This is a genomic window from Streptomyces sp. ISL-43 (assembly GCF_018614195.1).
Taxonomy (GTDB): domain Bacteria; phylum Actinomycetota; class Actinomycetes; order Streptomycetales; family Streptomycetaceae; genus Streptomyces.
Map to the genome: position 1 here is coordinate 88,645 of NZ_JAGGOT010000062.1, position 24,312 is coordinate 112,956.

The following is a 24,312-nucleotide window of genomic DNA, read 5'->3' on the forward strand; positions in this document are numbered from 1 at the left end:
GGGGGAACTACGTGCGCAACCACCACGGCAGGGCGGGGGCGGCGGCTTCGGTCGCCGCGGCCGCCGCTCTCGCGCTCGCGGCGGGGCTGACCACCCCGGCCTCGGCCGCGCCCGCACCGAGCTCCGCCGCCGCGAAATCCGCGCAACCGGCGGCATCCGCCGCGCCGGCGGCCTCGGCCACCCGCGTCACCCTCATCACCGGCGACCGCGTCGTCCTCGACGCCGGCGGCGAGCCCATCGCCCTCGAACGCGCCGCGGGCCGGGAGCACATACCGGTCTCGCTGCGCCGCGAGAACGGCCGCACCAGCGTCCTGCCGTACGACGCCCAGCCCCTGATCCGCGCCGGGAAGCTCGACCCCCGGCTCTTCGACGTCACCGAGCTGGGCCGCCCCGAGTACCAGGGCCGCCGCGACGGCCGGCTCCGGCTGATCGTCGGCTACGAGGCCGGCGGGGCCACCGCCGCCCGGTCCGCCCTGCGCGCCGCCGACGGCCTCGACGTCACCCGGACGTACGCCACCCTCGACGCCGAGGCCGTCAGCGCGGCCCCCCGGGACGCCGCCGCCGTCTGGGAGGCGCTCACCGACCCCGGGCGGGACACCGGCCGCCGTGCCGCCGCCCCCGGCATCGCGACGGTCTGGCTCGACGCCGTGCGCACCGCCACCCTCGACAAGAGCACCCGGCAGATCGGCGCCGGCCAGGCCTGGGCCGCCGGGTACGACGGCGCCGGCGTCAAGATCGCCGTCCTCGACACCGGCATCGACGCCACCCACGCCGACCTCTCGGGCCAGGTCGTCGCCGAAGCGAACTTCTCCAGGGCCGCCGACGCCGCGGACCACTTCGGCCACGGCACGCACGTCGCCTCCATCGCCGCCGGTACGGGCTCCGGCTCGGCCGGCGCCTTCAAGGGCGTCGCCCCCGGCGCGAAGCTCCTGAACGGCAAGGTCCTCGACGACCGCGGCTCCGGCGACGACTCCGGGATCCTCGCCGGGATGGAATGGGCCGTCGCCCAGGGCGCCGACATCGTCAACCTCAGCCTCGGCGCCCCCGACACCGCCCAGCTCGACCCCCTCGAAGCGGCCGTCGACAAGCTCAGCGCCGAGAAGGGCGTGCTGTTCGCCGTCGCCGCCGGCAACCGCGGCCGCCGAGGCCCCGGCACCGTCGACTCCCCGGGCAGCGCGAACGCCGCGCTCACCGTCGGCGCCGTCGACGACGCGGAGGTCCTCGCCCCCTTCTCCAGCACCGGCCCGCGCATCGGCGACGGCGGCGTGAAACCGGACGTCACCGCGCCCGGCGTCGACATCACCGCGGCCGCCGCCCCCGGCAGCGTCATCGACCGCGAGACCGGCCAGGACCCGGCCGGCTACCTGACGATCTCCGGCACCTCCATGGCCACCCCGCACGTCGCGGGCGCCGCCGCCCTGCTCAAGCAGCAGCACCCGGCCTGGAAGGGCGCCGAGCTCAAGGGCGCGCTGAGCGCCTCCGCCGAGGGGACGGCGTACACCCCGTATCAGCAGGGCACCGGCCGGATCGCCGTCGAGACCGCGCTCGGCCAGAGCGTGGTCGCCCAGGAGGGGGCGCTGGCCTTCGACGAGCAGCGCTGGCCGCACGCGGACGACACCCCGCAGTCGCGGAAGATCACCTACCGGAACCTCGGCGGCTCGCCCGTCACCCTCGACCTCGCCGTCACCGGCAGCGGCCCCGACGGCAAGCCCGCGCCCGAGGGCTTCTTCACCCTCGGCGCCCGGCAGCTCACCGTGCCGGCGGGCGGCACCGCCGAGACCGCGCTGACCGTGGACACCCGCCCCGGCGGGGCGGTGGACGGCATGTACAGCGCGTACGCGACCGCCACCGCGACCGGCGGCGGCCAGAGCGTGCGTACGGCCGCCGTCGTCGAACGCGAGACCGAGTCCTACGACCTGACGCTCCGGCACGTCGGACGCGACGGGAAGCCGGCCAAGGACTACGGCACCACCCTCCAGGGCACCAAGGGCGGTGCGGCGGCCCGGCGCTTCGAGGCGTACGACGCCTCCGGCACCGTCACCCTGCGCGTCCCCAAGGGCGGCTACCTGCTCGACGCGTCCCTCGTCGTCGACCCGCTGGACTTCACCAAGAGGGCCGACTGGATCGTCCAGCCGCAGCTCGACATCGCCGGCGACACCACGGTGACGCTCGACGCGCGCACCACCCGGCCGGTGGACATCACGGTCCCGTCGAAGTCGGCCGAGGCCCAGTTCGCCATGCCGACGTACACCCTGCGCGAGGGCGGCGAGGAGTACGGCTTCGGCTTCTGGCTCGACTCGCTCACCGGGTTCCGCACCCGGCACCTGGGTCCGCGGGCCGAGGCCGGCGCGCTCAGCCAGCAGTGGGACGTGCACTGGCAGGACGGCGCGTCGGCGGAGTACCACGCCGTGCTGGGCAGCCCGGTACGGAGCCTCGCCACCGGCTACACCCGGCACCTGAAGCCGCGCGACCTGGCGGCCCTCAAGATCGGCCAGGGCGCCTCGGCTCCCGGCAAGGAGGGCTCGCTCATGGCGATCGGCAACCTCCCCGACAGCCGTTCCGCGACCTCGCTGTCGTTCCGGCGGCCGCTGCCGACCACGAGCACGGTGTACGTGTCGACCGTCGACAAGGTGACGTGGGACCTCTCGTTCACCCAGAGCGCGGGCCAGGACGGGAACGGCTTCCCGCTGGAGGAGGCGACGTACTCCGCGGAGAGCGGGCGCACGTTCACGGGCGGCCGCACCTACCGCGAGCACTTCAACACGGCGGTCTTCGCGCCCCGCGCGGACGCCGTCCACGGGGTGTTCCGCGAGGGCGACTCGATCACGGGCTCCGTGCCGCTGCTGGCGGACGGCGCGAACCACGTCGGCGACGTCTACGCCGCCACCGGCAGCACGGTCCTGCGCCGCGACGGCGTGGTGGCGGGCCGCAGCGAGGCCCCGCTGGCGTCGAGCGGGCCGTTCGCGGTCCCGGCGGGCGAGGCGGCGTACGAGCTGACCACGACGACGCGGGTGCGCCCCGAGCTCTCCGGGACCTCTTCGGAGGTCACCGCGACCTGGTGGTTCCGCTCGAAGCAGACGGACGGGCCGACCGCGCTCCCGGTCTCGGTGGTCCGCTTCGACGCCCGCCCGGCGCTGGACGGCACCCTGCCGGCCGGCCGGACGGTGACGTTCCCGGTGACCGTGCAGGGCCCGGCGGCCGCGGCCCCGGCCTCCCTGCGCGTCCGGGTCTCCTACGACGAGGGCCACACCTGGCACCCGCTGCGCGTGCAGGACGGCGAGGTCGCCGTGCGGACCCCGGCGAAGGGCGGGACGGTCTCCCTGCGGGCCACCGTCACCGACCGGACGGGCAACAAGGCGGAGGTGACCGTCATCCGCGCCTACCTCGCGGGCTGACACCACACCCGCCGATGACCCCGGAGGTAATCGCCTTCGGGGTCGTCGGGGGGCAGGATCGGATCAACAAGCCGATCCCGCACCGAAGATGAGGCCCGAGATGACCGCCTACGCCATCGCCCACATACGCCCCGAGACCATGAACGAGGACATCCTGCGCTACATCGAGGAGATCCAGGCCACCATGGATCCCTTCGACGGCCGCTTCATCGTGCACGGCCGCGAGGTCGAGGTCATGGAGGGCACCTGGCCCGGCACGATCGTCATGATCGCCTTCCCGGACCTCGAAGGTGCCCGCGCCTGGTACGCCTCCGCCGCCTACCAGGCGCTGATCCCGCTGCGCGCCGACCACATCGCGGGGGACATCATCCTCGTCGACGGCGTCCCCGCCGACTACGACGCCTCGAAGACGGCCGCCGCCCTCCGCGAAGCGGCGGGCCTCTGACCCCAAGCCCCCCAAGCCCCCCGGGCCCCCGAGACGGCCGCGGCGGCGCGGGCGGATACGGCGGGCCGGTGGGGGCGGGGCACCTGCGAGCATGGGAGGCATGGCCACTCACCTGATCACCGGCGCCGGCTCCGGCATCGGCGCCGCCGTCGCCGACCGCCTGCACGCCCGCGGCGACGACCTCGTCCTGCTCGCACGCGACGCCGCCCGCGGCAAGCAGCTCACCGACCGGTACCCCGGATCCCGCGCGCTCGTCGGGGACCTCGCCGACCCCGACCGGCTGTCGTGGGCCTTCTCCAAGCAGCCCATCCCCGAACGCATCGACTCCCTCCTGCACATCGCCGGCATCGTCGACCTCGGCCCCGTCGGCGAGCTGCGCCCCAAGACCTGGCACCAGCAGCTCAACGTCAACCTCATCGCCCCCGCCGAGGTGACCCGCCTGCTGCTCCCCACCCTGCGGGCCTCCCACGCGACCGTCGTCTTCGTGAACTCCGGCGCCGGCCTCGCCGCCCACGCCGACTGGAGCGCGTACGCCGCCTCCAAGCACGGCCTCAAGGCCCTCGCGGACTCGCTCCGGGCGGAGGAGAAGGAGCACGGCATCCGCGTCACCTCCGTCTTCCCCGGCCGCACCGCCACCCCCATGCAGGCAAAGGTCCGCTCCCAGGAGGGCGAGTCCTACGACGCCGCCGACTGGATCGACCCCGAGTCCGTCGCGACGACCATCGTGATGGCCGTCGACCTGCCCCGCGACGCCGTGGTCAGCGACCTCTCCGTCAGTCCCGGCCGATGAGTGCCGCCGGCGGGGCCACCGGCGTCGGCTCGCTCCCCGGCGGTGACGCCCGCGAATCCGCCAGGACCGTCACCGGGTCCTTCGAGGAGTTCCCGTACCTCGCCGAGCTGCCCGCCCGGGGACCCGGCTCGGACATGATCGGCCGCTCCCTCGGCCTGCTCGTGGACATGTACGCGCACGTGGAGCCGAGCGGCTGGCGCATCAGCGACCGCCCCGGCCGCGACAGCAAGCGCGCGCGCTCCTGGCTCGGCGAAGACCTCGACGCCCTGGAGGAGTTCACCCAGGGGTACCAGGGGAAGCTCAAGGTCCAGGCGGTCGGGCCGTGGACGCTGGCCGGCGCCCTGGAGCTGCACGGCGGCGAGGCCGTGCTCCAGGACCCCGGCGCCTGCCGGGACCTGGCCGGCTCGCTGGCCGAAGGGGTGCGCGAGCACCTGGCCGACGTCCGCAAGCGCATCCCCGGCGCCGAGATCGTGCTGCAGTACGACGAGCCCTCGCTCACCTCGGTCCTGCTCGGGCGGGTGCGGTCCGCCAGTGGCTACCGCACGTACCGCGCCGTCGACCGGCAGGTCGTCGAGGGGACGCTGCGGGAGCTGTTCGCCGTCCACGACGGGGAGGTCATCGTCCACTCCTGCGCGCCCGAGGTGCCCTTCGGCCTGCTGCGGCGAGCCGGCGTCTCGGGCGTGTCGTTCGATTTCTCCTTGCTCACCGAGCGCGAGGACGACGTCATCGGGGAAGCCGTCGAAGGCGGTACGAAACTCTTCGCCGGAGTGGTGCCCGGCACCGACGGCCCGTTGTCAGACCCGGGCGGTAGCGTCATGGGTGTCAGGAAGCTTTGGCGCAGGCTGGGGCTGACCCCGGGGACTCTGGCGGAGTCCGTCGTGGTCACTCCGTCGTGCGGACTGGCGGGCGCTTCGCCCGCCTACGCGCGCGCCGTTCAGGCGCACTGCGTCAGGGCGGCGAGGTCGCTCGCCGACAACCCTGAGTGATGGATCAGGACGGGCCACGGGAGGACACGGCATGGCAGCCGAACAGAAGCAGGGCAGCGACACGGCCGTAGCGGCGGCGGTGCGCGAGCAGCACGCGCTGCTCGCCGAGCAGGTCGAGGAGCACCGCTTCCGGTACTACGTGAACGACCAGCCGGTCGTCAGCGACGCCGAGTTCGACAAGCTGCTGCGCTCCCTGGAGGCGCTGGAGGAGGAGTACCCGGAGCTGCGTACACCCGATTCGCCCACCCAGAAGGTGGCCGGGGCGTACCAGACGGACTTCGCTTCCGTCGTGCACCGCGAGCGGATGCTCTCCCTCGACAACGCCTTCGACGACGAGGAACTGGCGGCCTGGGCCGAGCGCGTGGCCCGGGACGCCAACACCTCCGACTACCACTACCTCTGCGAGCTGAAGGTGGACGGCCTCGCCGTCAACCTCACCTACGAGAACGGCCGCCTGACCCGCGCCGCCACCCGCGGCGACGGCCGCACCGGCGAGGACATCACGCCCAACGTCCGCACCATCGCCGAGATCCCGGACCGCCTGAAGGGCGACCGGATCCCGGCCCTGGTCGAGATCCGTGGCGAGGTCTACTTCCCGATGGAGAAGTTCGAGGAGCTCAACGCCAGGCTGGTGGAGGCCGAGGGCAAGCCCTTCGCCAACCCGCGCAACGCCGCGGCCGGTTCGCTGCGTCAGAAGGACCCCAAGGTCACCGCGAGCCGTCCGCTGCACATGGTGGTGCACGGCATCGGCGCCCGCGAGGGCTTCGAGATCGAGCGCCAGTCGCAGGCGTACGAGCTGCTGCGGGAGTGGGGTCTGCCCACCGCCCGGCACAACAAGGTGGTCTCCTCGCTCGCCGAGGTCCGGGGGTTCATCGCGGACTTCGGCGAGAACCGGCACTCGGTGGAGCACGAGATCGACGGGGTCGTCGTCAAGCTCGACGAGATCGCACTCCAAGGCCGGCTCGGCTCCACCGCGCGCGCCCCGCGCTGGGCGATCGCCTGGAAGTACGCCCCCGAAGAGGTCAACACCAAGCTGATCGACATCAAGGTCGGCGTCGGCCGCACCGGGCGCGTGACCCCGTACGCGCAGGTGGAGCCGGTGACGGTGGCGGGCTCGGAGGTCGAGTTCGCGACGCTGCACAACCAGGAGGTCGTCAGGGCCAAGGGCGTCCTCATCGGGGACACCGTCGTCCTGCGCAAGGCGGGCGACGTCATCCCCGAGATCCTCGGCCCGGTGGTGGACCTGCGGGACGGCAGCGAGCGGGAGTTCGTGATGCCGGCCGAGTGCCCCGCGTGCGGGACGGCGCTGCGGCCGATGAAGGAGGGGGACATCGACGTCCGGTGTCCCAATGCCCAGACCTGCCCCGCCCAGTTGCGCGAGCGGCTCTTCTACCTGGGCGGCCGGCAGTCCCTGGACATCGAGAACTTCGGCATGGTGGCGGCGGCCGCGCTGACCGGCCCGCTGGAGCCGGCCCAGCCCCCCCTGCTGGACGAGGGCGACCTCTTCGACCTCACCATCGAGCAGCTGCTCCCCATCAAGGCCTACGTCCTGGACCCGGACAGCGGGCTGCCCAAGCGGGACCCGAAGACGGGCGAGGAGAAGATCGTCACGGTCTTCGCCAACCAGAAGGGCGAGCCGAAGAAGAACGCCCTGTCGATGCTGGAGAACATCGCGGCCGCCAAGGACCGCCCGCTCGCCCGCATCATCAACGGCCTGTCGATCCGTCACGTCGGACCGGTCGCGGCGGAGGCCCTTGCCCGCGAGTTCCGCTCCATCGAGCGCATCGAGCAGGCCACCGAGGAGGAGCTGACCGCCACCGACGGGGTCGGGGCGATCATCGCGGCCTCCCTCAAGGAGTGGTTCGCCGTCGACTGGCACCAGGAGATCCTGCGCAAGTGGCGGGCGGCCGGTGTCGGGATGGAGGAGGAAGGTTCCGGCGAGGAGGAGGGGCCGCGCCCGCTGGAGGGGCTGACCGTCGTCGTCACCGGCACTTTGCAGAGCCACACCCGCGACGGAGCGAAGGAGGCCCTGCAGAGCCGCGGCGCCAAGGTCACCGGCTCCGTGTCGAAGAAGACCTCTTTCGTCGTGGTCGGCGACAACCCCGGTTCCAAGTACGACAAGGCCGTGCAGCTGAAGCTCCACATCCTCGACGACGCCGGATTCGCCGTCCTGTTGGAACAGGGCCCGGAGGCGGCGCGCGAGGCCGCGCTCCCGGTGGACGGCGCCACCGGAGGGGAGTAAGTACCTGGAGGGACCGCGTCCGCGGTAGCCGTCGCGGGGCAGTGGCGAAGGTGAACGGATGCGTGGCGTGCGGCCGTACGAGCGGGCGCACGCCAGGCGCGGCCGGAGGTGGCATCCGGAGCCGAACGGCCGGTACAGGGCTGAACCGAGGCCGGTACATGGCTGGTCGCGGGCCGTGGGCTGTCGGATCATCGGACGGGTGATCTGGAGGGCCCTGGTCCAAACTCACCCGTTCGGCGGATACCGTACTGATGAGGATGGCTGGGTCGTATTCGGGCAACCGCCGCCGACCGCTGCCCCTGGGTGCCTCTCGCGTCCTACTGTTGAGGGGTGCGCCCGTCGTGCACGGCTGCTTGATGCGCTTCCAGTCGTGATGGCATGACATCGGGGCCATCGCGTGACATCGGCATCGCCGGCTGTGAGAGGGACGGGCATGAAACCCACCGAAAGCGCCGACCCGTCACCAGAATTCGGCGGGGTGCGCCCGTCCATGCGGACGGGCCGGCTCGGTGTCCTGGGCGCCAGGACATCGGAATCCCGACCGCTCGACACGGGAACGGGCGCGGGCGGAGCGGAGCGAGGGCGCCTCGCGCTGCCCTTCGTCGTCATGGGTCTCGCCGCCGCGGTGCTCGCCGTGGGCATCGTCACCGCGCTGACAAGCAGTCACGCCCTGTTCCCCGGCGGCGCGGTCGGCTGGGCGCTCGCGCTGCTCACCGGCATCATCGTCGGCCATCTCGTCGCCCTCGGCCGCGACCGGTGGTGGGGCGGCACCGGATCGGGCGCGGCCCTGACCCTCGGCGTCCTCATCCTGTACGGATGGGTCCCCGCGGGCCTCGTCTCGCTCGCCGTGGTGACCCTCGTCGGCGCCGCCCGCCGGCACCGCTGGCGCCAGGGCCTGCTGCACGGCTCCACGGACATCCTCGGCATCGGCGCGGGCGCCCTCGTACTCGCCGCCTTCGGCGAGGCGCCGTCCGTGGAACACCCGTGGAAGCCCACCGGCTGGGAGGCCGACGCGGTCCCCGAAGTCATCATGGTCGCCCTCGCCTACTTGCTCGTCACCCGCATCCTGCTGTGGTTCGCGCTCGCCCCGCGCGGCGGGGGACTGCCCACCGTCGCCCGCACCGCGCTGGTGCGCCAAGCGCTGGTGGCCGTCGCCCTCCTCGGCATCGCCCCGCTGATCTGCGTGGTCGCCGAATCGCAGCCGGTCCTGCTGCCGCTGTTCGCCGTACCCCTGATCGCCCTGGACTCCACGCTGTGGATCGCCCGCGCCCGCGCCGAGGAGCAGCTGCGGGATCCGCTGACCGGGCTGCCGAACCGGCAGTGGCTGCTGGAGCGGGCCTGGAGCGCGCTCGACCAGGCTGAACGTCTGGGCACCCGCTCGGCGCTGGTGCTGATCGACCTGGACCGCTTCCGCGCGGTCAACGACACCCTCGGCCACCTCGCCGGCGACCGGCTGCTCCTGCAGATCGCGGACCGGCTCCAACAGGCCCTGCCGGAGGACGCCGAGGCGGCCCGGCTCGGCGGCGACGAGTTCGCCGTCCTGCTGCCCATCGCCGACTCCACCACCAGCGCCCAGCGCGTCGCCCGCCACCTCGTCGCCGAGCTCAGCTCACCCCTCGACCTGGACGGCCTGACCCTGGTCCTGGAGGCCAGCGCCGGCCTCGCCGTCTTCCCCGACCACGCGCTTGACGCGGAGGGGCTGCTGCGCCGCGCCGACGTCGCCATGTACCAGGCGAAGCGGGACCGCACGGGCGTCGAGGTGTACGAGTCGAAGCGCGACAGCAACACGCCCGACCGGCTCGGCCTGCTGGGTGACCTGCGGCGGGCGCTCGACGCCGGCGAGGTGGAGCTGCACTACCAGCCGAAGGTCCGCTTCGACGGCCAGGTGGCCGGCCTCGAGGCACTGGTGCGGTGGGTGCACCCGGAGCGCGGGCGGGTCTCCCCGGACGAGTTCATCGCCATCGCGGAGACCTCCGGGCTGATGCCGCACCTGACGGAATACGTACTGGAGACCGCGCTCGCGCAGGTCGCCCGGTGGCGGGCCCAGGGCCTCAAGGTCCCCGTCGCCGTCAACGTCTCGCCGCGCGACGTCCACACCCCCGGCTTCGCCGGCGCGGTGGCCGCGCGCCTCGCCCGGCACGGGGTCCCGGCGAGCGGACTGCAGTTGGAGATAACGGAGCACGTCCTGCTGGAGGACCCGCAGCGGGCCGCCGACACGATGGCCGGGCTGACCGGCCACGGCGTGAAGATGTCCCTGGACGACTTCGGTACGGGCTACTCCTCCCTCGTCCACCTGCGGCGGCTGCCGGTCAGTGAGCTGAAGATCGACCGGTCGTTCGTGGCCCGGCTCGCGGTGGACGCCCAGGACGCGGAGATCGTCCGCTGCACGGTGGACCTCGCGCACTCCCTCGGCCTGCTGGTCGTCGCGGAGGGCGTCGAGGACGACGAGACGTGGGAGCGGCTGCGCGACCTCGGCTGCGATGCCGTCCAGGGCTGGCTGGTCGCCGCGGCGATGCCCCCGCAGGAGGCCACGGCCTGGCTGTTGGCCCGCGGCGAGCGCGGCTGGCGCCGCCCGGCGGACATCACGGCCGAACTGGCGGCGGAGGCGGCGGCGCAGACGGCCGCGGCGCGGACCCAGTGAGATACGTCGAAGCACCGGCGGTGCACCGGCCCGCCCCGGGCGACCCGCCGTCGGTCTTCCTGGCGGGCGGGATCACGCACTGCCCGCCGTGGCAGGCGGCGGCGGCGCGGGCGCTGGCCGACTTCGTCGTCCTCAACCCGCGCCGGACGGACTTCGACGTGTCCGACCCCTCGCAGACGGACATCCAGATCGCGTGGGAGTACCGGCACCTGGGGCTGGCCGACGTGACGCTGTTCTGGTTCCCGGCATGCGATGCGTCGCTGACGGTCCAGCCGATCACCCTGTACGAACTCGGCGCGGCCGCGGCGACCGCGGGCCGCCGTCTGGTCGTCGGCGCAGACCCGGGCTACCCCCGCGCCGCGGACGTCCGCACCCAGCTGCGGCTGGCCCGCCCGGACCTCACGGTCCACCCCACCCTGTCGGCCACACTGGCCGCGGCCCGTGATGCGCTGACCGGCTGACCGCTGCCCTGCGGGGACCGGCCCCCGGCAGCGGCCGGGGGAGCCCCGCGGAGGGACCGGACCGGGGTGGAATCGGCCCCCGCTGGAGGCTTCGTACCGCCCCCGGAGGAAACCGTTGCGTCGGGTGGGGGCCGGGCCCCATAGGATTGGCAGCGAAACCTACACACTCACCACCCCCAGAGGATCGCTGCATGCCTGGCATCACGCGCGAGGAGGTCGCCCACCTCGCTCGGCTGGCACGTCTGGAGCTGAAGAGCGAAGAGCTCGACCACTTCGCTGGACAGCTCGACGACATCATCGGCGCGGTCGCCCGCGTTTCCGAGGTCGCCGACCAAGACGTCCCGCCGACCTCCCACCCGCTGCCGCTGACGAACGTCATGCGCGCGGACGAGGTCCGTCCGTCGCTCACCCCCGAGCAGGCGCTTTCCGGCGCTCCCGCCCAGGAGCAGCAGCGTTTCAAGGTGCCGCAGATCCTGGGGGAGGACTAACAACATGACCGACACGCAGAGCATCATCAGGCTCACGGCCGCCGAGACCGCCGAGAAGATCGCCTCCGGCGTCCTCACGGCCGTCGAGGTCACCGAGGCCCACCTGGCCCGCATCGAGGCGACCGACGAGAAGGTCCACGCCTTCCTGCACGTCGACCGCGAGGGTGCGCTTGCCCAGGCGCGCGCCGTCGACGCCAAGCGCGAGCGCGGCGAGAAGCTCGGCCCGCTGGCCGGCGTACCGCTCGCCCTCAAGGACATCTTCACCACCGTCGGGGTTCCGACCACCGTCGGTTCGAAGATCCTCGAAGGCTGGATCCCGCCCTACGACGCCACCCTGACGCGCAAGCTGAAGGAAGCCGACGTCGTCATCCTCGGCAAGACCAACATGGACGAGTTCGCCATGGGGTCCTCCACCGAGAACAGCGCCTACGGCCCCACCGGCAACCCCTGGGACCTCACCCGGATCCCCGGCGGCTCCGGCGGCGGCTCCGCGGCCGCGCTGGCCGCCTTCCAGGCCCCGCTCGCCATCGGCACGGACACCGGCGGTTCCATCCGCCAGCCCGCCGCCGTCACCGGCACGGTCGGCGTCAAGCCCACCTACGGCGGCGTCTCCCGCTACGGCATGGTCGCCTTCTCCTCCTCCCTCGACCAGGGCGGGCCCTGCGCCCGTACGGTCCTGGACGCCGCGCTCCTCCACGAGGTGATCGCCGGCCACGACCCGCTCGACTCCACCTCCATCGACGCCCCGGTCCCGCCGGTCGTCGAGGCCGCCCGCAACGGCTCCGTCGCCGGCATGCGCGTCGGTGTGGTCAAGCAGTTCGCCGGCGAGGGCTACCAGGCCGGCGTCGTCCAGCGCTTCAACGAGTCCGTCGCCCTCCTCAAGGAGCTCGGCGCCGAGATCGTCGAGCTGGACTGCCCGTCCTTCGACCTCGCGATGGCCGCGTACTACCTGATCGCGCCGTCCGAGTGCTCCTCCAACCTGGCCCGCTTCGACGCCATGCGCTACGGCCTGCGCGTCGGCGACGACGGCACCAAGTCCGCCGAGGACGTCACCGCCCTGACCCGCGAAGCCGGCTTCGGCGACGAGGTCAAGCGCCGCATCATCCTCGGCACGTACGCGCTCAGCTCCGGCTACTACGACGCGTACTACGGCTCCGCCCAGAAGGTCCGCACGCTCATCACGCAGGACTTCGAGAAGTCCTTCGAGCAGGTCGACGTGATCGTCTCCCCGACCACGCCCACCACCGCCTTCCCGATCGGTGAGCGCACCGACGACCCGCTGGCGATGTACCTCGCGGACCTGTGCACCATCCCGACCAACCTGGCCGGCAACTCCGCCATGTCGCTGCCCTGCGGCCTGGCTCCGGAGGACGGTCTCCCGGTCGGACTGCAGATCATCGCCCCGGCGATGAAGGACGACCGGCTCTACAAGGTCGGTGCCGCCGTCGAGGCGGCCTTCATCGAGCGCTGGGGACACCCGCTGCTTGAGGAGGCACCGTCGCTGTGAGCACCAGTGCACTGTCCAAGGCCAAGGGCTTCAAGAAGTCCAAGACCGGCACCTACCTGTCGATCGGCACCACCGCCTTCGGCGCCTTGAGCGTGATCAAGCAGGTCAAGAAGGCCCGCACCGAGCAAGACACGCTGAAGCTGATCGACGCCGTCGTGTCCGCCGCCGCCATCGTCACCGGCCTCGCGATCCTGTACCGCGAGCTCAAGCGTCTCGGCGACGACGACGTCCTGCTGGGCTGAGAGGGAATTTCCACTGTGACTGCCATTGAACTGCTGTCGTACGAGGACGCCCTCGCGTCGTACGACCCCGTCATGGGCCTCGAGGTCCACGTCGAACTCGGCACGAAGACCAAGATGTTCTGCGGCTGCTCGACCGAGCTGGGTGCCGAGCCCAACTCGCAGACGTGCCCGGTCTGCCTCGGGCTGCCCGGCGCGCTGCCGGTCGTCAACGAGATCGGCATCGAGTCCGCCATCAAGATCGGTCTCGCGCTGAACTGCGAGATCGCCGAGTGGTGCCGCTTCGCCCGGAAGAACTACTTCTATCCGGACATGCCGAAGAACTTCCAGACCTCCCAGTACGACGAGCCCATCGCCTTCAACGGCTTCCTGGACGTCCAGCTGGAGGACGGCGAGATCTTCCGCGTGGAGATCGAGCGCGCCCACATGGAGGAGGACACCGGTAAGTCGCTGCACGTCGGCGGCGCCACCGGCCGCATCCACGGCGCGTCCCACTCCCTGCTGGACTACAACCGCGCCGGCATCCCCCTCATCGAGATCGTCACCAAGCCGATCGAGGGCGCCGGCGAGCGGGCCCCCGAGGTCGCCAAGGCGTACGTCGCCGAGCTGCGCGAGGTCATCAAGGCGCTCGGCGTCTCCGAGGCCCGCATGGACAAGGGCCAGATGCGCTGCGACGTCAACCTGTCGCTGCGCCCGACCCCCGAGTCCGAGTTCGGCACCCGCAGCGAGACGAAGAACGTCAACTCGCTGCGCTCCGTCGAGCGCGCCGCCCGCTTCGAGATCCAGCGCCACGCGGCGGTGCTCTCCTCCGGCGGCTCGATCGTGCAGGAGACCCGGCACTTCCACGAGGAGGACGGCTCCACCACGGCCGGCCGCATCAAGGACAACGCCGAGGACTACCGGTACTTCCCGGAGCCCGACCTGGTGCCCATCGCCCCGGCCCGCGACTGGGTCGAGGAGCTGCGCGCGGGCCTGCCCGAGATGCCGCGCGTGCGCCGCAACCGCCTCCTCCAGGACTGGGGCGTCACCGAGCACGACATGCAGTCGATCCTCAACGCGGGCGCCGTGGACTCCATCGTCGCCACCATCGAGGCCGGCGCCGACTCGGCTGCCGCCCGCAAGTGGTGGATGGGCGAGCTGGCGCGCAACGCCAACGAGCAGGGCGTCGTCGTCGACGAGCTGCCCATCACCCCCGTCCAGGTCGCGCGCGTCGCGGCCCTGGTGGCGGCCGGTGAGCTCAACGACAAGCTCGCCCGCCAGGTCCTCGAAGGCGTGCTCGCCGGCGAGGGCACCCCGGACGAGGTCGTCGAGAAGCGCGGCCTGAAGGTCGTCTCGGACGAGGGCGCGCTCGGCGCGGCCGTGGACGAGGCCATCGCGGGCAACGCGGGCATCGCCGACAAGATCCGCGGCGGCAAGATCGCGGCGGTCGGCGCGCTGGTCGGAGCGGTCATGAAGACCACCCGCGGCCAGGCCGACGCTGCGCGCGTCAAGGAGCTCATCCTGGAGCGCCTGGGCGTCTCCGAGTAGTTCCCCGTACGCAACGCACGGCGGCCCCGCACCGGAGAACCGGTGCGGGGCCGCCGTGGTATCGGCGCGCCGGGGCTACCGCTTGAGCTGGGGGGCGGCGATCACGACCGTGCCGTTGTCGCAGCCCTTGTCCACCTTGACGCGCAGCCGCAGGGCGCCGCTCACGTCCACCGTGTGGGTGATCGGCTTGCCCAGTTCCACGAGCTCGGAGAAAGCGGCGGGCTGACCGTCGAGCGAGATGCTGACCCGTCCCTTCTCGTTCTGCGAGCCGTCGTCGATCCCCGCGGTGAACTCCAGCGACTTCCACTCGCGGTTGAGGTCGAACTCCGTGTACGCGTCGAAGTCGCAGCTGCGCTCCTGGATGAACGCGGCTCCGTACTGCTTGGTGTTGATCTTGGCGGGCCCGACCTTGAATCCCCCGAGGTCCTTGACCGGGGCCATGACGGTCAGGTCGGCGGCCTTCACGCCCGGCGCCACTCCCGACGGGGGCTGGGAACCCGTCGCCGTGGGCTGGGTCGTCGGGCCGTCGGACGTGGACTTCGACGGACTGGGCGTCGGGCTCGGGCTCGGGGTGGGCGTCGGGCTCTCGGGGGCCGGGGAGGACGCGGCCGCCTTGTCCCCGCCGCTCGCCGTGTTCGCGCCGTCCGCGTCCTTCTTGTCTCCGAGCAGCTTTACGCCGACCACCGCGCCGGCTGCCACCACCAGCACCGCGAGCACCGCCCCGAGCACCAGTCCGGTCCGCCGCTTCTTGCGCGGGGGAGGCGGTGCGGGCAGCGGCTCCGTACGGGAGACGGCCGGCGCGGGACCGTACCCCTCCGGCACGCTCGCCTGCACCGGCGGCGGGGTGTACACCGGTTCGGTGGGCGGTGGGGCGTACACCGGCTGCGCCGGGGGCGCGGCGGGGGCCGCCGCCGGGACGGCCGGGGCCGCCAGTGGCGCCGCGGGCGGGGCGGACGGCGGGGCGGCCGACGGCTGGGGCGGGGCCGCGGGCTTCGGCGGGACCTGGGCCGGTGCCTGGGCCGGAGCCGCGACCGGGACCGCCCGCTGCGAGGTGGACGTGGTCGTGGACACCACCGCGTGCCGGACGTCCTTCATCCAGCCCGCCAGGTTCACCGGACGCTTCAGCGGGTCGGAGGCGTAGATGGAGGTGATCCGCGCCCGCTGCTCCGCGTCCAGCACGGCGATCTGCGGCAGCCCGGTGAGGGCCTGCGCCAACAACTCCGGGGTCGCGGGCGGCGATTCCCCGCTCAGCAGGAAGTAGGCGATGGCCCCGAAGGCGTACCGGTCCGCGCCCGGGGTCCGCTTGCCGTCGAAGACCTCGGGGGCCGCGTAGCCGGGGGTGAACCAGACCTCCGCGGTCTGGTGGTCGGCGGTCAGCTTGCTGAGGCCGAAGTCCACCAGGGTCGCCTGCCCGTAGGCATCGACCATGACGTTGCCGGGGGACAGGTCACCGTGGATCACCTGGCGCCCGGACGGGGTGGCCTTCCCCGAGTGCAGCCAGTCCAGTACGTCGGCCAGCTGCTCCAGCGTGCGCATCACCTCGCGCCGCTCGGCGGCCGTGGCGAGGGTCCGCTCGGCCCGCCAGTCCCGCAGGTCGAGCCCGTCGACATGGTTCATGACCAGGACGAGGGCCCGCCCGGACAGCGTCCCGGACTCTCCGGGCCGGTGGATCGGAGGCCCCTCGAAGTGCTCCCGTACGCCCACGACCCCCGGGCGGTGGACGAAGCGCAGCAGCTCCGCCTGCTCGTTCCACTTCTGGCTGATGCGCTCGAAGACGTCCGGGGTGATCGTGGTCTTGGAGTCGAGCACCTTCACGACGACCGGTTCGGCTCCGCCGGCGAGCTCGATCTCCGCGAGGTAGAGCACGGCCTCCCCGCCGCGCCCGATGGACCGGAGCAGTCGGTAGCGGTCTGCCGCCGAGTCCGGTCCGATGTGCAGATTCTGGCTGGTCAATTTCCCCCCAGCGCCAAGTGTTTGAGTGGGGATCAGCTTCCCGGCGCGGGAGGGGGATGGTCAAGCGGCGGCGGTGACGAATGCGGCCCAGGCGGCGGGGGCCACGGTCAGGACGGGACCCTCGGTGACCTTGGAGTCGCGGACGTGCACGGCGGCGGTGTGGGCGGCGATCTCCACGCAGTCGCCACCCTCGTCGCTGCTGTAGCTCGACTTCCGCCAGTGGTAGGCGACTTCGAGGCAGTCGCCGCCCTCGCTGCCGCTGTAGCTCGACTTGAACCAGGTCAGTTCGTGGGTCATGACTCTCCTAGCAGGTCGTCCAGCAGGCCCCTGCTGTCCTCCATGGACAGCGCCTGGTTCCGCAGGATCCCATATTTGAGATTCAGCGGATGGACCTCCTCGGGGTCGTCCAGCAGGAAGCTGACGCCCTGCCCTTCCAAGTAGGCGAGCTGGTCATGGTCACCGGTCTCGAGCAGCACCATGGGGCCGGCCAGACCCGCGTGGCTCTCGCGCCCAGTGGGCATGATCTGGAGTCCCAGGAAGGGGAGGTCGGTCAGTTCACGCAGGTGGCGGAGCTGGGCCATGAGGACTTCCCTGCCTCCGATGGGGCGTTCCAGGACGGACTGCTCCAGGATGTAGTGCATCATCGGCGGCCACGGCTTGCGCGCCAGCATGGTCTGCCGGGCCAGCCGGGTGGCCGTCTGCACCTCGATCTCCTCCGGGGTGAGCGGCGGGTAGAGGCAGCCGAAGACGGCCGCCGCGTACTCCGGGGTCTGGAGCAGCCCCGGGATCACCGAGTTCTGGTACGAGAACAGGCTCTCCGCGTCCCGTTCGTGGGTGATGAAGTCGATCGCGAAGGCGGGGTACCGCTCCCGCTTCGGGATCTTCGCCAGTGACATGCTCAACAGGCCGCCCGTTTCGAACAGTTCGTCGAGGGTCGCCGCCATGCGCGGCTGGAGGAGCCGGCGGCCCTGCTCCATGGAGCCGATCGTCTCCGGGTCGGTGTGCAGGTACTCGGCCAGGCTCGCCTGGGTGTAATCCGACTGCCTGCGGAAATGCGCGGCCATTGCGCCCAGGACCCGCCAAGAGACGTTCCTCTGGGGCTTGTTGTCGTCTGCCATGCCTGCGACATCCCCGGCCGGGCGGGGGCTGACGCACCGTCGACCCGTACAGCGCCCGTACAAAATCCAGAGTTCTGTAGCGATCGCTAGTTAAATCGGGTACGTTTCTTTCTGTAGCGACCGCTACGGAAATCAGGGGAGTTTTCGTGAGCACCACACTGACCAGCACTTATGCCCGCACCGTCCGCAAGGGGAGCGGCGGGCCCGGCCTGCTCCTCGCCCATGGCGGAGGCGGATCCATCGAGTCGAACTTCGGTCCGATCCTCGACACCCTGGCCGCCGGCCACACCGTCGTCGGCGTCGACTACCCCGGCACCGGTTCCACCCCGCGCGCCACGCAGCCGCTCGAACTGGACGAACTCGCCGATCAGCTGGTCGCCGCCGCCGACGCCGAGGGGCTGGAGCGGTTCGCCGTCCTCGGATACTCCCTCGGCGGGAACGTCGCCGTGCGCATCGCCGCCCGCTACCCCGAACGGGTCACCGCGCTCGTGCTCACCGCCACCTTCGCCCGGGCCGGGCAGTGGCTCGGGCTCATCACCGACCTGTGGTCGGAGCTGGCCCGGCGCGAGGAGAGCGAGCTGCTCGCGCGGCTCCTCGTGCCGCTCACCCTCAGCCCGCGGGCGCTGGAGGGGCTGACCGACGAACAGGTGGAGGCGGCCGTCCGCGCCACCGCCGCGTCCTTCCCGCCCGGCGGCGGGGACCACGCCGCATTGGTGAAGGGGGCGGACCTGAGCGCCGACCTCGCGCGGATCGACGTACCCGCGCTCGTCATCGCGACCACCGCCGACCGCCTCGTACCGCTGGATGTCCAGCGGGAGGTGGCCGACGCGCTGCCCGGTGCCCGATGGGCGGAACTGGCCACCGGGCACCTGCCGTTCGCCGAGAGCCCGCAGGAGTGGGCGGCGCTGGTCACCGGATTTCTGGCAGAGCTCCCGACACGTCGAGGATGAGGAGGCGGGCCCGCTTGGCCGGGAGGTAGACCTCGGGGAGGTCGATCTCCGGGAGCTCCACCTCCGGGCCGAGCGCGAAACCGGTGCGCCGCAGACGGGCTATGGCCTTGTCGTTGCGGGCGTCCGGCTCGGCGATGACGCGGCGGGTCGTGCCGTCGGCGAGGACGTACGCCATGAACGCGGTCAACAGGGCCGCCGTGAAGCCCTGTTCGACGGTGCCCGCGTCGGGGGCGATCAGCAGGTGCACGCCTATGTCCCCGGGCTGGACCTCGTAGCACTCGCTGACCCGGTCCTCCGCGCAGTCGTACGTCTGGAACAGCGCGACCGGCGTCCCCTCGCGCCGTGCCAGGTAGGCGTGGTGGGTGGTGCGGCGGTCCACGTCCTCGTAGATCTCCCGCACCAGCTCGCGGCTGGCTCCGCCCATGCCCCAGAAGGCGGCCCGCTCCTCGGTGACCCAGGAGTGGATCAGCCCGGAGTCGGCGACCGGGTCGACGGGCGTCAGGGTGACGGTGCCGAAGCCCTCGATGAGGTGCGTGTGGACGGGCTGCCGGGTGGCGGGCCAGGTGCTCATGCCGATTCCTTGGTGAGGCGTGCCCAGTCGGTGACGACGGGGACGAGTTCGCAGCGGGCCCAGAGCGGGAGCTGGTCGAGGTGGTGGGGGCTGTCGGTGACGCCGTCCGCGCCGAGCGGTACCGCCCAGAGGCTGTCCTCGCGGCGGGCCAGGTCCCAGACGTAGCGGGCCGCCGAGGCGCGGGAGGCGAGGTCGGTGAAACCGGGCACGGTGGAGGTGGCGTTGACGCAGTCGTGGTCGCCGCCGAGGCCCGGCCACTCGGTGTCCGGGTCCGGCAGCGCGGACCAGGGTGCGAGGCGGTGCACCTCGGACCACGGGGTGTCGGGAGCGCCCGTGGCCGCCGTCTCCTCCAAGGCGGCGCGGACGTGCCCGGCGCGGTCCAGGGCGGGCAGGAGGGCGGTGGTGAGCAGGCCCTCCAGGGCGTAGCCGACGCGGGGGAGCAGGTACAGCCAGGGGTGGAACACCTCCGGGCCGCCCGGGGCGTCCGCGAGGCCGGCGAAAACCGGGTCGGCGGCGAAGCGGCGTACGGTCGCCGCCCGGAAGGCCGAGAAGACGGTGGCGTCGGTGCTGTCCGCGTCCATGTGCCGGTCCCAGCCGAGCAGCCGGGTGCGCAGCGCGGCGGCGGCGGGGGAGAGGCCGTCGAGCGCGGGCAGCAGGGCGAGCAGCGGCGCGGCGGAGGCGAGGTGCGTGTCCGCGTGTACGCCGGCCATGGACTTCGGGGACCAGTCCGCCGATCCGGAGAGCAGTTCTCGGATGCGGTTGGCGCGGTGCGGCGGCGCGAACTCCACACCCAGCGGCGAGGCGATCCCGCGGGCGTTGGCCATGACGGCGAAGCCCTGCACCGGCTCGGCGGGGGTCTTCGCCCAGCCCTGCCAGGCGTGGCGGGCGTCCGAAGCGGGGACCGGGCGCAGCCGGTTGGAGGGGTCGCGCAGCGGGACGGCCCCGGCGACGCGGTGCAGCAGGCCGCCCTCGGTGTCGGCGGCGTGGACGACGTTGACGGGCTCGGCCCAGCCGTCCAGGGCGGCGTCGACGTCGGCGACGGTCCGGGCGCGCAGGAGGGCGGGCAGGGCGGCGAAGCCGAGGTCGCGGCGGACGCGGGGCGGGTAGCGCAGCGAGAGGGTCCGGCCGCCGCCTTCCGGGCCGCTCGCGTCTTCCTCGCTGCTCGCGGCGCCGGCGCGGGCCTCGCCATTCACGCCGGCCTCGCCACTCACGCCACTCACGCCGGCCGCGCCGGCCGCGCCACTCACGCCGGCCTCGTCGTACTCCCGGACGATCACGGGGCCGCGCGCGGTCTCCAGTACCTCCACCTCGACCGGTTCCGCTCCGGCGACCGCGATGGTCTCGGTGTGGCGCTCGACGGGTTCCCAGGCGCCGTCGGGGCCGAGGGCCTCGATCCGGCCGTCCGCCAGGTGCCGCAACCGCTCGGCGTAGAGGTCCTGGTAGTCGGCCATGGCGTTGGTGATGGCCCAGGCGACGCTGCCGGTGTGGCCGAAGTGGGCGATGCCGGGGACGCCGGGGACGGCGAGGCCGAGGACGTCGTACTCGGGGCAGGCGATACGTATCTGCTGGTACACGCCCGGGTTCTCGATGAACCGGTGCGGGTCGCCCGCGATGATCGCCGATCCGGTGGCGGTCCGGTCGCCCGGCACCAACCAGCCGTTGCTGCCGGCCGTGCCGGGGCCGTCGGTGGCGAAGAGGGTGGCGGCTTCGTCGCCGAGGGCGCGGGCCACGCGCTCGCGCCACAGCTTCGTGGCGAAGCCGGCGAAGAGGATGTGGGTGGAGATCCAGATGGCGAGCGGGACCCAGGGCTCCCAGGGCTCGGGGGCGTTCGCGAAGCGCGCGTCGCGGGCGGCACCGGAGGCGAGCCCGTCGTTGACCCCGGCGACGTACGCCCGGACCCAGTCGGCGGTTTCCGGGTCGAGCGCCTCGTGGCAGCGGCGCGCGGTGTCGGCGAGACGGCTCTGGCGTGCGAAGCGGTCCCAGGCGACCGAGTCGGCGCCGAGGAGGGAAGCGCTCGCGCCCTCGGCGCGCAGGCGCTCGATCTCCAGCTGCCAGGCGCGGTCGAGGGCGGTGGTGCGGCCCTGGGCGTAGGACAGACGGAGCGGGTCCGGGGCGCGGAGGTGTGGAATACCCCAAATGTCCCGGTAGAGCTCGTACTCGTCGTCGCCCTTGTATCCGTCGTCCGTGGTGCTCACAAGGCTCACACTCTTCCCCAAGTGCATTAGGTTAGGCTGCCCTAACTATAGAGGGAAGGCAGGGGTGCGATGAGCGTCGCGAGCGGGGCCGAGAAGACGGCCAAGGGCTGGGAGGGCGTGGTCCTCAAACTGATGCGGGGCAAGGACTTCCGCTTCACGGTGACCGGGGCCGAGGAGGTCGCCGAACACTTCCGGCGCGTACGGCTGTCGGACGGCGGACTGCTCGCGGCGGCGGGGCGGTCGCCGCACCCGACGATGTGGGTCCGGCTCTGGTTCGCGGCCGCCGACGGCAAACCGCACCAGCGGGCCTACACGCTGGTCGACCCGGACCCGGCCGCCGGCACCTTCTCGCTGGAATTCGCCCTGCACGACGGGGTCGCGAGCGACTGGGCGCGGCGCGTGGCGCCGGGCGACACCGTCGAGGCGACCGTCCAGGGCACGGCCTTCACGGCCCCGGACCCGGCGCCCGCCCGCCTCCTGGTGATCGGCGACCCGGCTTCGCTGCCCGCGATCAACTCCCTGCTGGACGCGTTCCCGGACACCCCGGCGACGGTCTGGTTCGAGACCCGGCACGCGACCGACGCCGAACTGCCCCTACGAGTACACGCGGACCGCCACGACGTACGCCGGGTCGAGCGGGGCGCGGGCGGGGGCAGGGCGCTGACCGAGCGCGTCCGGGCCGAACTCCCGCCCCTCCTCGGCGAGGCCGGGTCCGCCTACGTCTGGCTGGCCTGCGACACGGCCACCACCCGCACCCTGACGAGCTGGCTCCGCAAGGACCTGGCGGTGCCGAAGGCCCGTGTCAACGCCCTGGGCTACTGGCGCCCCTGACGGGCACCGGCTCCGCCGGACCACCGCCGTACGGGGTCACGCGCCCGTCGTGCCGTCGATGGCCTCGCGGAGGAAGTCCGCGTGGCCGTTGTGGCGGGCGTACTCGTGGATCATGTGCAGCATGAGCATGCGGAGCGAGGCGTCCTCCTCCCACTTCACGACGTGCGCCGTCACGTCCAGGGACTCGGCGGCCGCCTCCACCGCGCGGGAGTGCTCGACCTCCGCCTCCCAGGCCGCGAAGGCCTCGGCGCGGGTCGAGCCGGAGGCGTCGTAGGCGGCCTGGAAGTCCCGCTTGTCCGACCACAGGTGCGGGACGTCCGCCCCGCCCACCGTCCGGCGGAACCAGTGGCGCTCGACCTCCGCCATGTGCCGGACCAGTCCCAGCAGGGACAGGGTGGAGGGCGGGGAGGCTTGGAGGCGCAGCTCCTCGTCGGTGAGGCCGTCGCACTTCATGGCGAGGGTGGCCCGGTGGAAGTCGAGGTACGCGCGGAGCGTCTCGCGCTCGCCCCCGGTGAGGGGCGGCCCGATGCGGTGGGTGGGTTCTGTCGCTGCCATGGCTGTGATCTTGCCCCGTCGGGACGGGGCGCGGAAGCCGTTCGGGGCGACTACCCCTCCCACACCCACGGCACCGTGGCCCCCAGCACCTCGAATCCCAGCCGCTCCAGGATCGGACGGCTGTCCTTCGACGCGTCCACCTGGAGGTAGCGGATGCCGCGCTCCGCCGCCACGCGGGCGCGGTGGGCGACCAGGAGGCGGTAGATGCCGTGGCCGCGCCACTGCGGCACCGTGCCGCCGCCCCACAGGCCCGCGAAGGAAGTGCCCGGGCGCATCTCCATCCGGGCCGCGGACACCGGGGTGTCGCCCGCCATCGCGACGACCGCTTCGATCGTGTCCGGCTCGTCCCTCAGCAGGTTCACCATCAGCTCCCTGATGCGCGGGCGGTCCGTACCGAAGGCGCCGCGGTGGGCCCGCATCATCAGGTCCACGCCCTCCTCGTCGGTCACCACCCGCAGCGTGATCCCCGCCGGCGGCTCCGCCGGGAGCTTCGCGAGCTCCGACGTCCGGCCGATCAGCAGCGTCTCCGCCGGCTCCGCCACGAAGCCGGCCGCACGCAACCGGTCCCCGAGGTCGGCGGGGCGGTCGTAGTCGTAGAGCTTCCACTCGAACTCCGGCCCCGCGATCTCGCCCCGGGCGGCCAGCCCGCTGAAGAACGCCACCTGCTCCGCGATCGCGGCGTCCGCCGTCCCCTCGTCCAGGTCCGACCAGAGCACGGTGCTCCCGCCCGATCCGGGCACGATCTGCCGTACGACCGAGCCCGCCCGCTCCACGCGCGCGTCGCTCGTGTCGGGCCGCGCCTCCCGGCGCATCTCGGTGTCGAACTCGGCGCGCAGTTTCAGCAAGTCGTCTCGATCGATCGTCATCCGGCCAGCTCACCAGCCGTCAACCACCTGCACAACTGCATTAGCCTCACCCGGGTGAGCGACTCCGCACCCCCCACCCCCGCCGTGTACACCGGCAAGGCCGCACCCGACGCCGCAGTGGACCGCGGCTGGCTGCTCGGCCACTTCAAGCAGCCGGGCGATCCCCGCCACAGCGAGGACGTGGAGATCAAATGGGGTGTGCACCCCGAGGGTGACGAGCGTGCGCAATGGGTGCGCGGGGAGTCGCGTACGGCGCTTCAGGTGCTGATCAGCGGGCGCTTCCGGCTGGAGTTCCCCGGCCGCAGCGTGGTGCTCGCCGAGCAGGGGGACTACGTCGTGTGGGGGCGTGGCGTGGACCACTCCTGGTACGCGGAGGAGGACTCGGTGGTGCTCACTGTGCGCTGGCCCTCGCTGCCCGGTTACCGAGCCGATACCCGGCCGACCACCGGGCCGACCACCGGGTCGACGACCAGTCCGGCCGGACCTCCGCTCCGAAGCCCGTGTGACCATGGTCCCGCACCTGCCCGGCCCCTTGTGACGATGCCCACGAAG

General features: G+C 72.7%; 20 protein-coding genes and 1 pseudogene. 14 read left to right on the forward strand and 7 right to left on the reverse strand.

Going from position 1 to position 24,312, the window contains the following annotated elements; translation table 11 throughout:
* The first annotated feature begins 11 nt into the window (after positions 1-11).
* The 11 genes from J7F03_RS32245 to gatB all read left to right on the forward strand — a co-directional run bounded on the left by J7F03_RS32245 (position 12) and on the right by gatB (position 14,721).
* Positions 12-3,395, forward strand: coding sequence for a S8 family serine peptidase (locus J7F03_RS32245; RefSeq protein ID WP_214955802.1), 3,384 nt, complete (start codon positions 12-14; stop codon positions 3,393-3,395).
* Between the two features lie 100 nt (positions 3,396-3,495).
* Complete coding sequence (locus J7F03_RS32250) at positions 3,496-3,840, forward strand: DUF1330 domain-containing protein (RefSeq protein WP_214955804.1); 345 nt, start codon at positions 3,496-3,498, stop codon at positions 3,838-3,840.
* A gap of 100 nt (positions 3,841-3,940) precedes the next feature.
* A complete protein-coding gene (locus J7F03_RS32255; protein WP_214955806.1) occupies positions 3,941-4,630 on the forward strand; it encodes an SDR family oxidoreductase in 690 nt (229 codons plus the stop codon).
* A complete protein-coding gene (locus J7F03_RS32260; RefSeq protein WP_214955808.1) occupies positions 4,627-5,616 on the forward strand; it encodes a methionine synthase in 990 nt (329 codons plus the stop codon). Before J7F03_RS32255 ends, J7F03_RS32260 begins: the two co-directional genes overlap by 4 nt.
* A gap of 31 nt (positions 5,617-5,647) precedes the next feature.
* Entirely contained in the window at positions 5,648-7,858 is a 2,211-nt protein-coding gene (gene ligA / locus J7F03_RS32265; protein ID WP_214955810.1) for an NAD-dependent DNA ligase LigA, read from the forward strand.
* Between the two features lie 433 nt (positions 7,859-8,291).
* A complete protein-coding gene (locus J7F03_RS32270; RefSeq protein WP_214955812.1) occupies positions 8,292-10,499 on the forward strand; it encodes a bifunctional diguanylate cyclase/phosphodiesterase in 2,208 nt (735 codons plus the stop codon).
* Complete coding sequence (locus tag J7F03_RS32275) at positions 10,496-10,960, forward strand: nucleoside 2-deoxyribosyltransferase domain-containing protein (RefSeq protein WP_214955814.1); 465 nt, start codon at positions 10,496-10,498, stop codon at positions 10,958-10,960. Before J7F03_RS32270 ends, J7F03_RS32275 begins: the two co-directional genes overlap by 4 nt.
* A 191-nt stretch (positions 10,961-11,151) precedes the next feature.
* Complete coding sequence (gene gatC / locus J7F03_RS32280; protein WP_007266718.1) at positions 11,152-11,448, forward strand: Asp-tRNA(Asn)/Glu-tRNA(Gln) amidotransferase subunit GatC; 297 nt, start codon at positions 11,152-11,154, stop codon at positions 11,446-11,448.
* 4 nt (positions 11,449-11,452) lie between these two features.
* Positions 11,453-12,955, forward strand: a complete 1,503-nt coding sequence (gatA, locus tag J7F03_RS32285; RefSeq protein ID WP_214955816.1) for an Asp-tRNA(Asn)/Glu-tRNA(Gln) amidotransferase subunit GatA — start codon at positions 11,453-11,455, stop codon at positions 12,953-12,955.
* Positions 12,952-13,197 carry a hypothetical protein gene (locus J7F03_RS32290; protein WP_214955818.1) on the forward strand — a complete coding sequence of 82 codons (246 nt, stop codon included), beginning with the start codon at positions 12,952-12,954 and terminating at the stop codon, positions 13,195-13,197. Before gatA ends, J7F03_RS32290 begins: the two co-directional genes overlap by 4 nt.
* A 15-nt stretch (positions 13,198-13,212) precedes the next feature.
* Entirely contained in the window at positions 13,213-14,721 is a 1,509-nt protein-coding gene (gene gatB, locus J7F03_RS32295) for an Asp-tRNA(Asn)/Glu-tRNA(Gln) amidotransferase subunit GatB (RefSeq protein ID WP_214955820.1), read from the forward strand.
* A gap of 75 nt (positions 14,722-14,796) precedes the next feature.
* On the opposite strand, the gene J7F03_RS32300 is transcribed toward gatB, so the two are convergent.
* From J7F03_RS32300 to J7F03_RS32310, 3 genes are read right to left on the reverse strand one after another with little or no spacing between them, the layout of a single operon-like run.
* The gene (locus J7F03_RS32300; protein WP_214955823.1) at positions 14,797-16,674 is read right to left on the reverse strand and encodes a protein kinase; all 1,878 of its coding nucleotides are present in this window, start codon (positions 16,672-16,674) and stop codon (positions 14,797-14,799) included.
* Positions 16,675-16,734: 60 nt separating this feature from the next.
* The gene (locus tag J7F03_RS32305) at positions 16,735-16,971 is read right to left on the reverse strand and encodes a DUF397 domain-containing protein (protein ID WP_214955825.1); all 237 of its coding nucleotides are present in this window, start codon (positions 16,969-16,971) and stop codon (positions 16,735-16,737) included.
* A complete protein-coding gene (locus J7F03_RS32310; RefSeq protein WP_214955827.1) occupies positions 16,968-17,792 on the reverse strand; it encodes a helix-turn-helix transcriptional regulator in 825 nt (274 codons plus the stop codon). The genes J7F03_RS32305 and J7F03_RS32310 overlap by 4 nt, the downstream gene beginning before the upstream one ends.
* Before the next feature lie 146 nt (positions 17,793-17,938).
* On the opposite strand from J7F03_RS32310, the gene J7F03_RS32315 reads away from it, so the two are divergent.
* The gene (locus J7F03_RS32315) at positions 17,939-18,742 is read left to right on the forward strand and encodes an alpha/beta hydrolase (RefSeq protein ID WP_308380046.1); all 804 of its coding nucleotides are present in this window, start codon (positions 17,939-17,941) and stop codon (positions 18,740-18,742) included.
* On the opposite strand, the gene J7F03_RS32320 is transcribed toward J7F03_RS32315, so the two are convergent.
* Together J7F03_RS32320 and J7F03_RS32325 are read right to left on the reverse strand one after the other, a co-directional pair.
* Entirely contained in the window at positions 18,702-19,313 is a 612-nt protein-coding gene (locus J7F03_RS32320; RefSeq protein WP_214955829.1) for a GNAT family N-acetyltransferase, read from the reverse strand. The two genes, J7F03_RS32315 and J7F03_RS32320, sit on opposite strands and share 41 nt — an antisense overlap.
* The gene (locus tag J7F03_RS32325) at positions 19,310-21,535 is read right to left on the reverse strand and encodes a penicillin acylase family protein (protein ID WP_214955831.1); all 2,226 of its coding nucleotides are present in this window, start codon (positions 21,533-21,535) and stop codon (positions 19,310-19,312) included. The genes J7F03_RS32320 and J7F03_RS32325 overlap by 4 nt, the downstream gene beginning before the upstream one ends.
* Positions 21,536-21,577: 42 nt before the next feature.
* Here J7F03_RS32325 and J7F03_RS32330 point away from each other — a divergent pair, with 42 nt between their 5' ends.
* Complete coding sequence (locus tag J7F03_RS32330) at positions 21,578-22,339, forward strand: siderophore-interacting protein (protein WP_214955832.1); 762 nt, start codon at positions 21,578-21,580, stop codon at positions 22,337-22,339.
* A gap of 36 nt (positions 22,340-22,375) precedes the next feature.
* Here the strand turns inward: J7F03_RS32330 and J7F03_RS32335 are convergent, their stop codons facing one another.
* Positions 22,376-22,894, reverse strand: coding sequence for a DinB family protein (locus J7F03_RS32335; protein WP_214955834.1), 519 nt, complete (start codon positions 22,892-22,894; stop codon positions 22,376-22,378).
* A gap of 50 nt (positions 22,895-22,944) precedes the next feature.
* A complete protein-coding gene (locus J7F03_RS32340) occupies positions 22,945-23,760 on the reverse strand; it encodes a GNAT family N-acetyltransferase (RefSeq protein WP_214955835.1) in 816 nt (271 codons plus the stop codon).
* 54 nt (positions 23,761-23,814) lie between these two features.
* Between J7F03_RS32340 and J7F03_RS32345 the strand changes: the two are divergent.
* A pseudogene (locus tag J7F03_RS32345) lies at positions 23,815-24,192 on the forward strand (signal peptidase I); the annotation flags it as partial.
* Between the last annotated feature and the right edge of the window lie 120 nt (positions 24,193-24,312).

Bases quoted from the DNA above. Each gene is read 5' to 3' on its own strand.
- J7F03_RS32310 (WP_214955827.1), bottom strand. From the start codon at position 17,792: ATGGCAGACGACAACAAGCCCCAGAGGAACGTCTCTTGGCGGGTCCTG.
- ligA (WP_214955810.1), top strand. From the start codon at position 5,648: ATGGCAGCCGAACAGAAGCAGGGCAGCGACACGGCCGTAGCGGCGGCG.
- J7F03_RS32270 (WP_214955812.1), top strand. From the start codon at position 8,292: ATGAAACCCACCGAAAGCGCCGACCCGTCACCAGAATTCGGCGGGGTG.
- J7F03_RS32330 (WP_214955832.1), top strand. From the start codon at position 21,578: ATGAGCGTCGCGAGCGGGGCCGAGAAGACGGCCAAGGGCTGGGAGGGC.
- J7F03_RS32255 (WP_214955806.1), top strand. From the start codon at position 3,941: ATGGCCACTCACCTGATCACCGGCGCCGGCTCCGGCATCGGCGCCGCC.
- J7F03_RS32320 (WP_214955829.1), bottom strand. From the start codon at position 19,313: ATGAGCACCTGGCCCGCCACCCGGCAGCCCGTCCACACGCACCTCATC.
- J7F03_RS32325 (WP_214955831.1), bottom strand. From the start codon at position 21,535: ATGCACTTGGGGAAGAGTGTGAGCCTTGTGAGCACCACGGACGACGGA.
- J7F03_RS32305 (WP_214955825.1), bottom strand. From the start codon at position 16,971: ATGACCCACGAACTGACCTGGTTCAAGTCGAGCTACAGCGGCAGCGAG.
- J7F03_RS32260 (WP_214955808.1), top strand. From the start codon at position 4,627: ATGAGTGCCGCCGGCGGGGCCACCGGCGTCGGCTCGCTCCCCGGCGGT.
- gatA (WP_214955816.1), top strand. From the start codon at position 11,453: ATGACCGACACGCAGAGCATCATCAGGCTCACGGCCGCCGAGACCGCC.
- J7F03_RS32335 (WP_214955834.1), bottom strand. From the start codon at position 22,894: ATGGCAGCGACAGAACCCACCCACCGCATCGGGCCGCCCCTCACCGGG.
- gatC (WP_007266718.1), top strand. From the start codon at position 11,152: ATGCCTGGCATCACGCGCGAGGAGGTCGCCCACCTCGCTCGGCTGGCA.
- J7F03_RS32340 (WP_214955835.1), bottom strand. From the start codon at position 23,760: ATGACGATCGATCGAGACGACTTGCTGAAACTGCGCGCCGAGTTCGAC.
- J7F03_RS32250 (WP_214955804.1), top strand. From the start codon at position 3,496: ATGACCGCCTACGCCATCGCCCACATACGCCCCGAGACCATGAACGAG.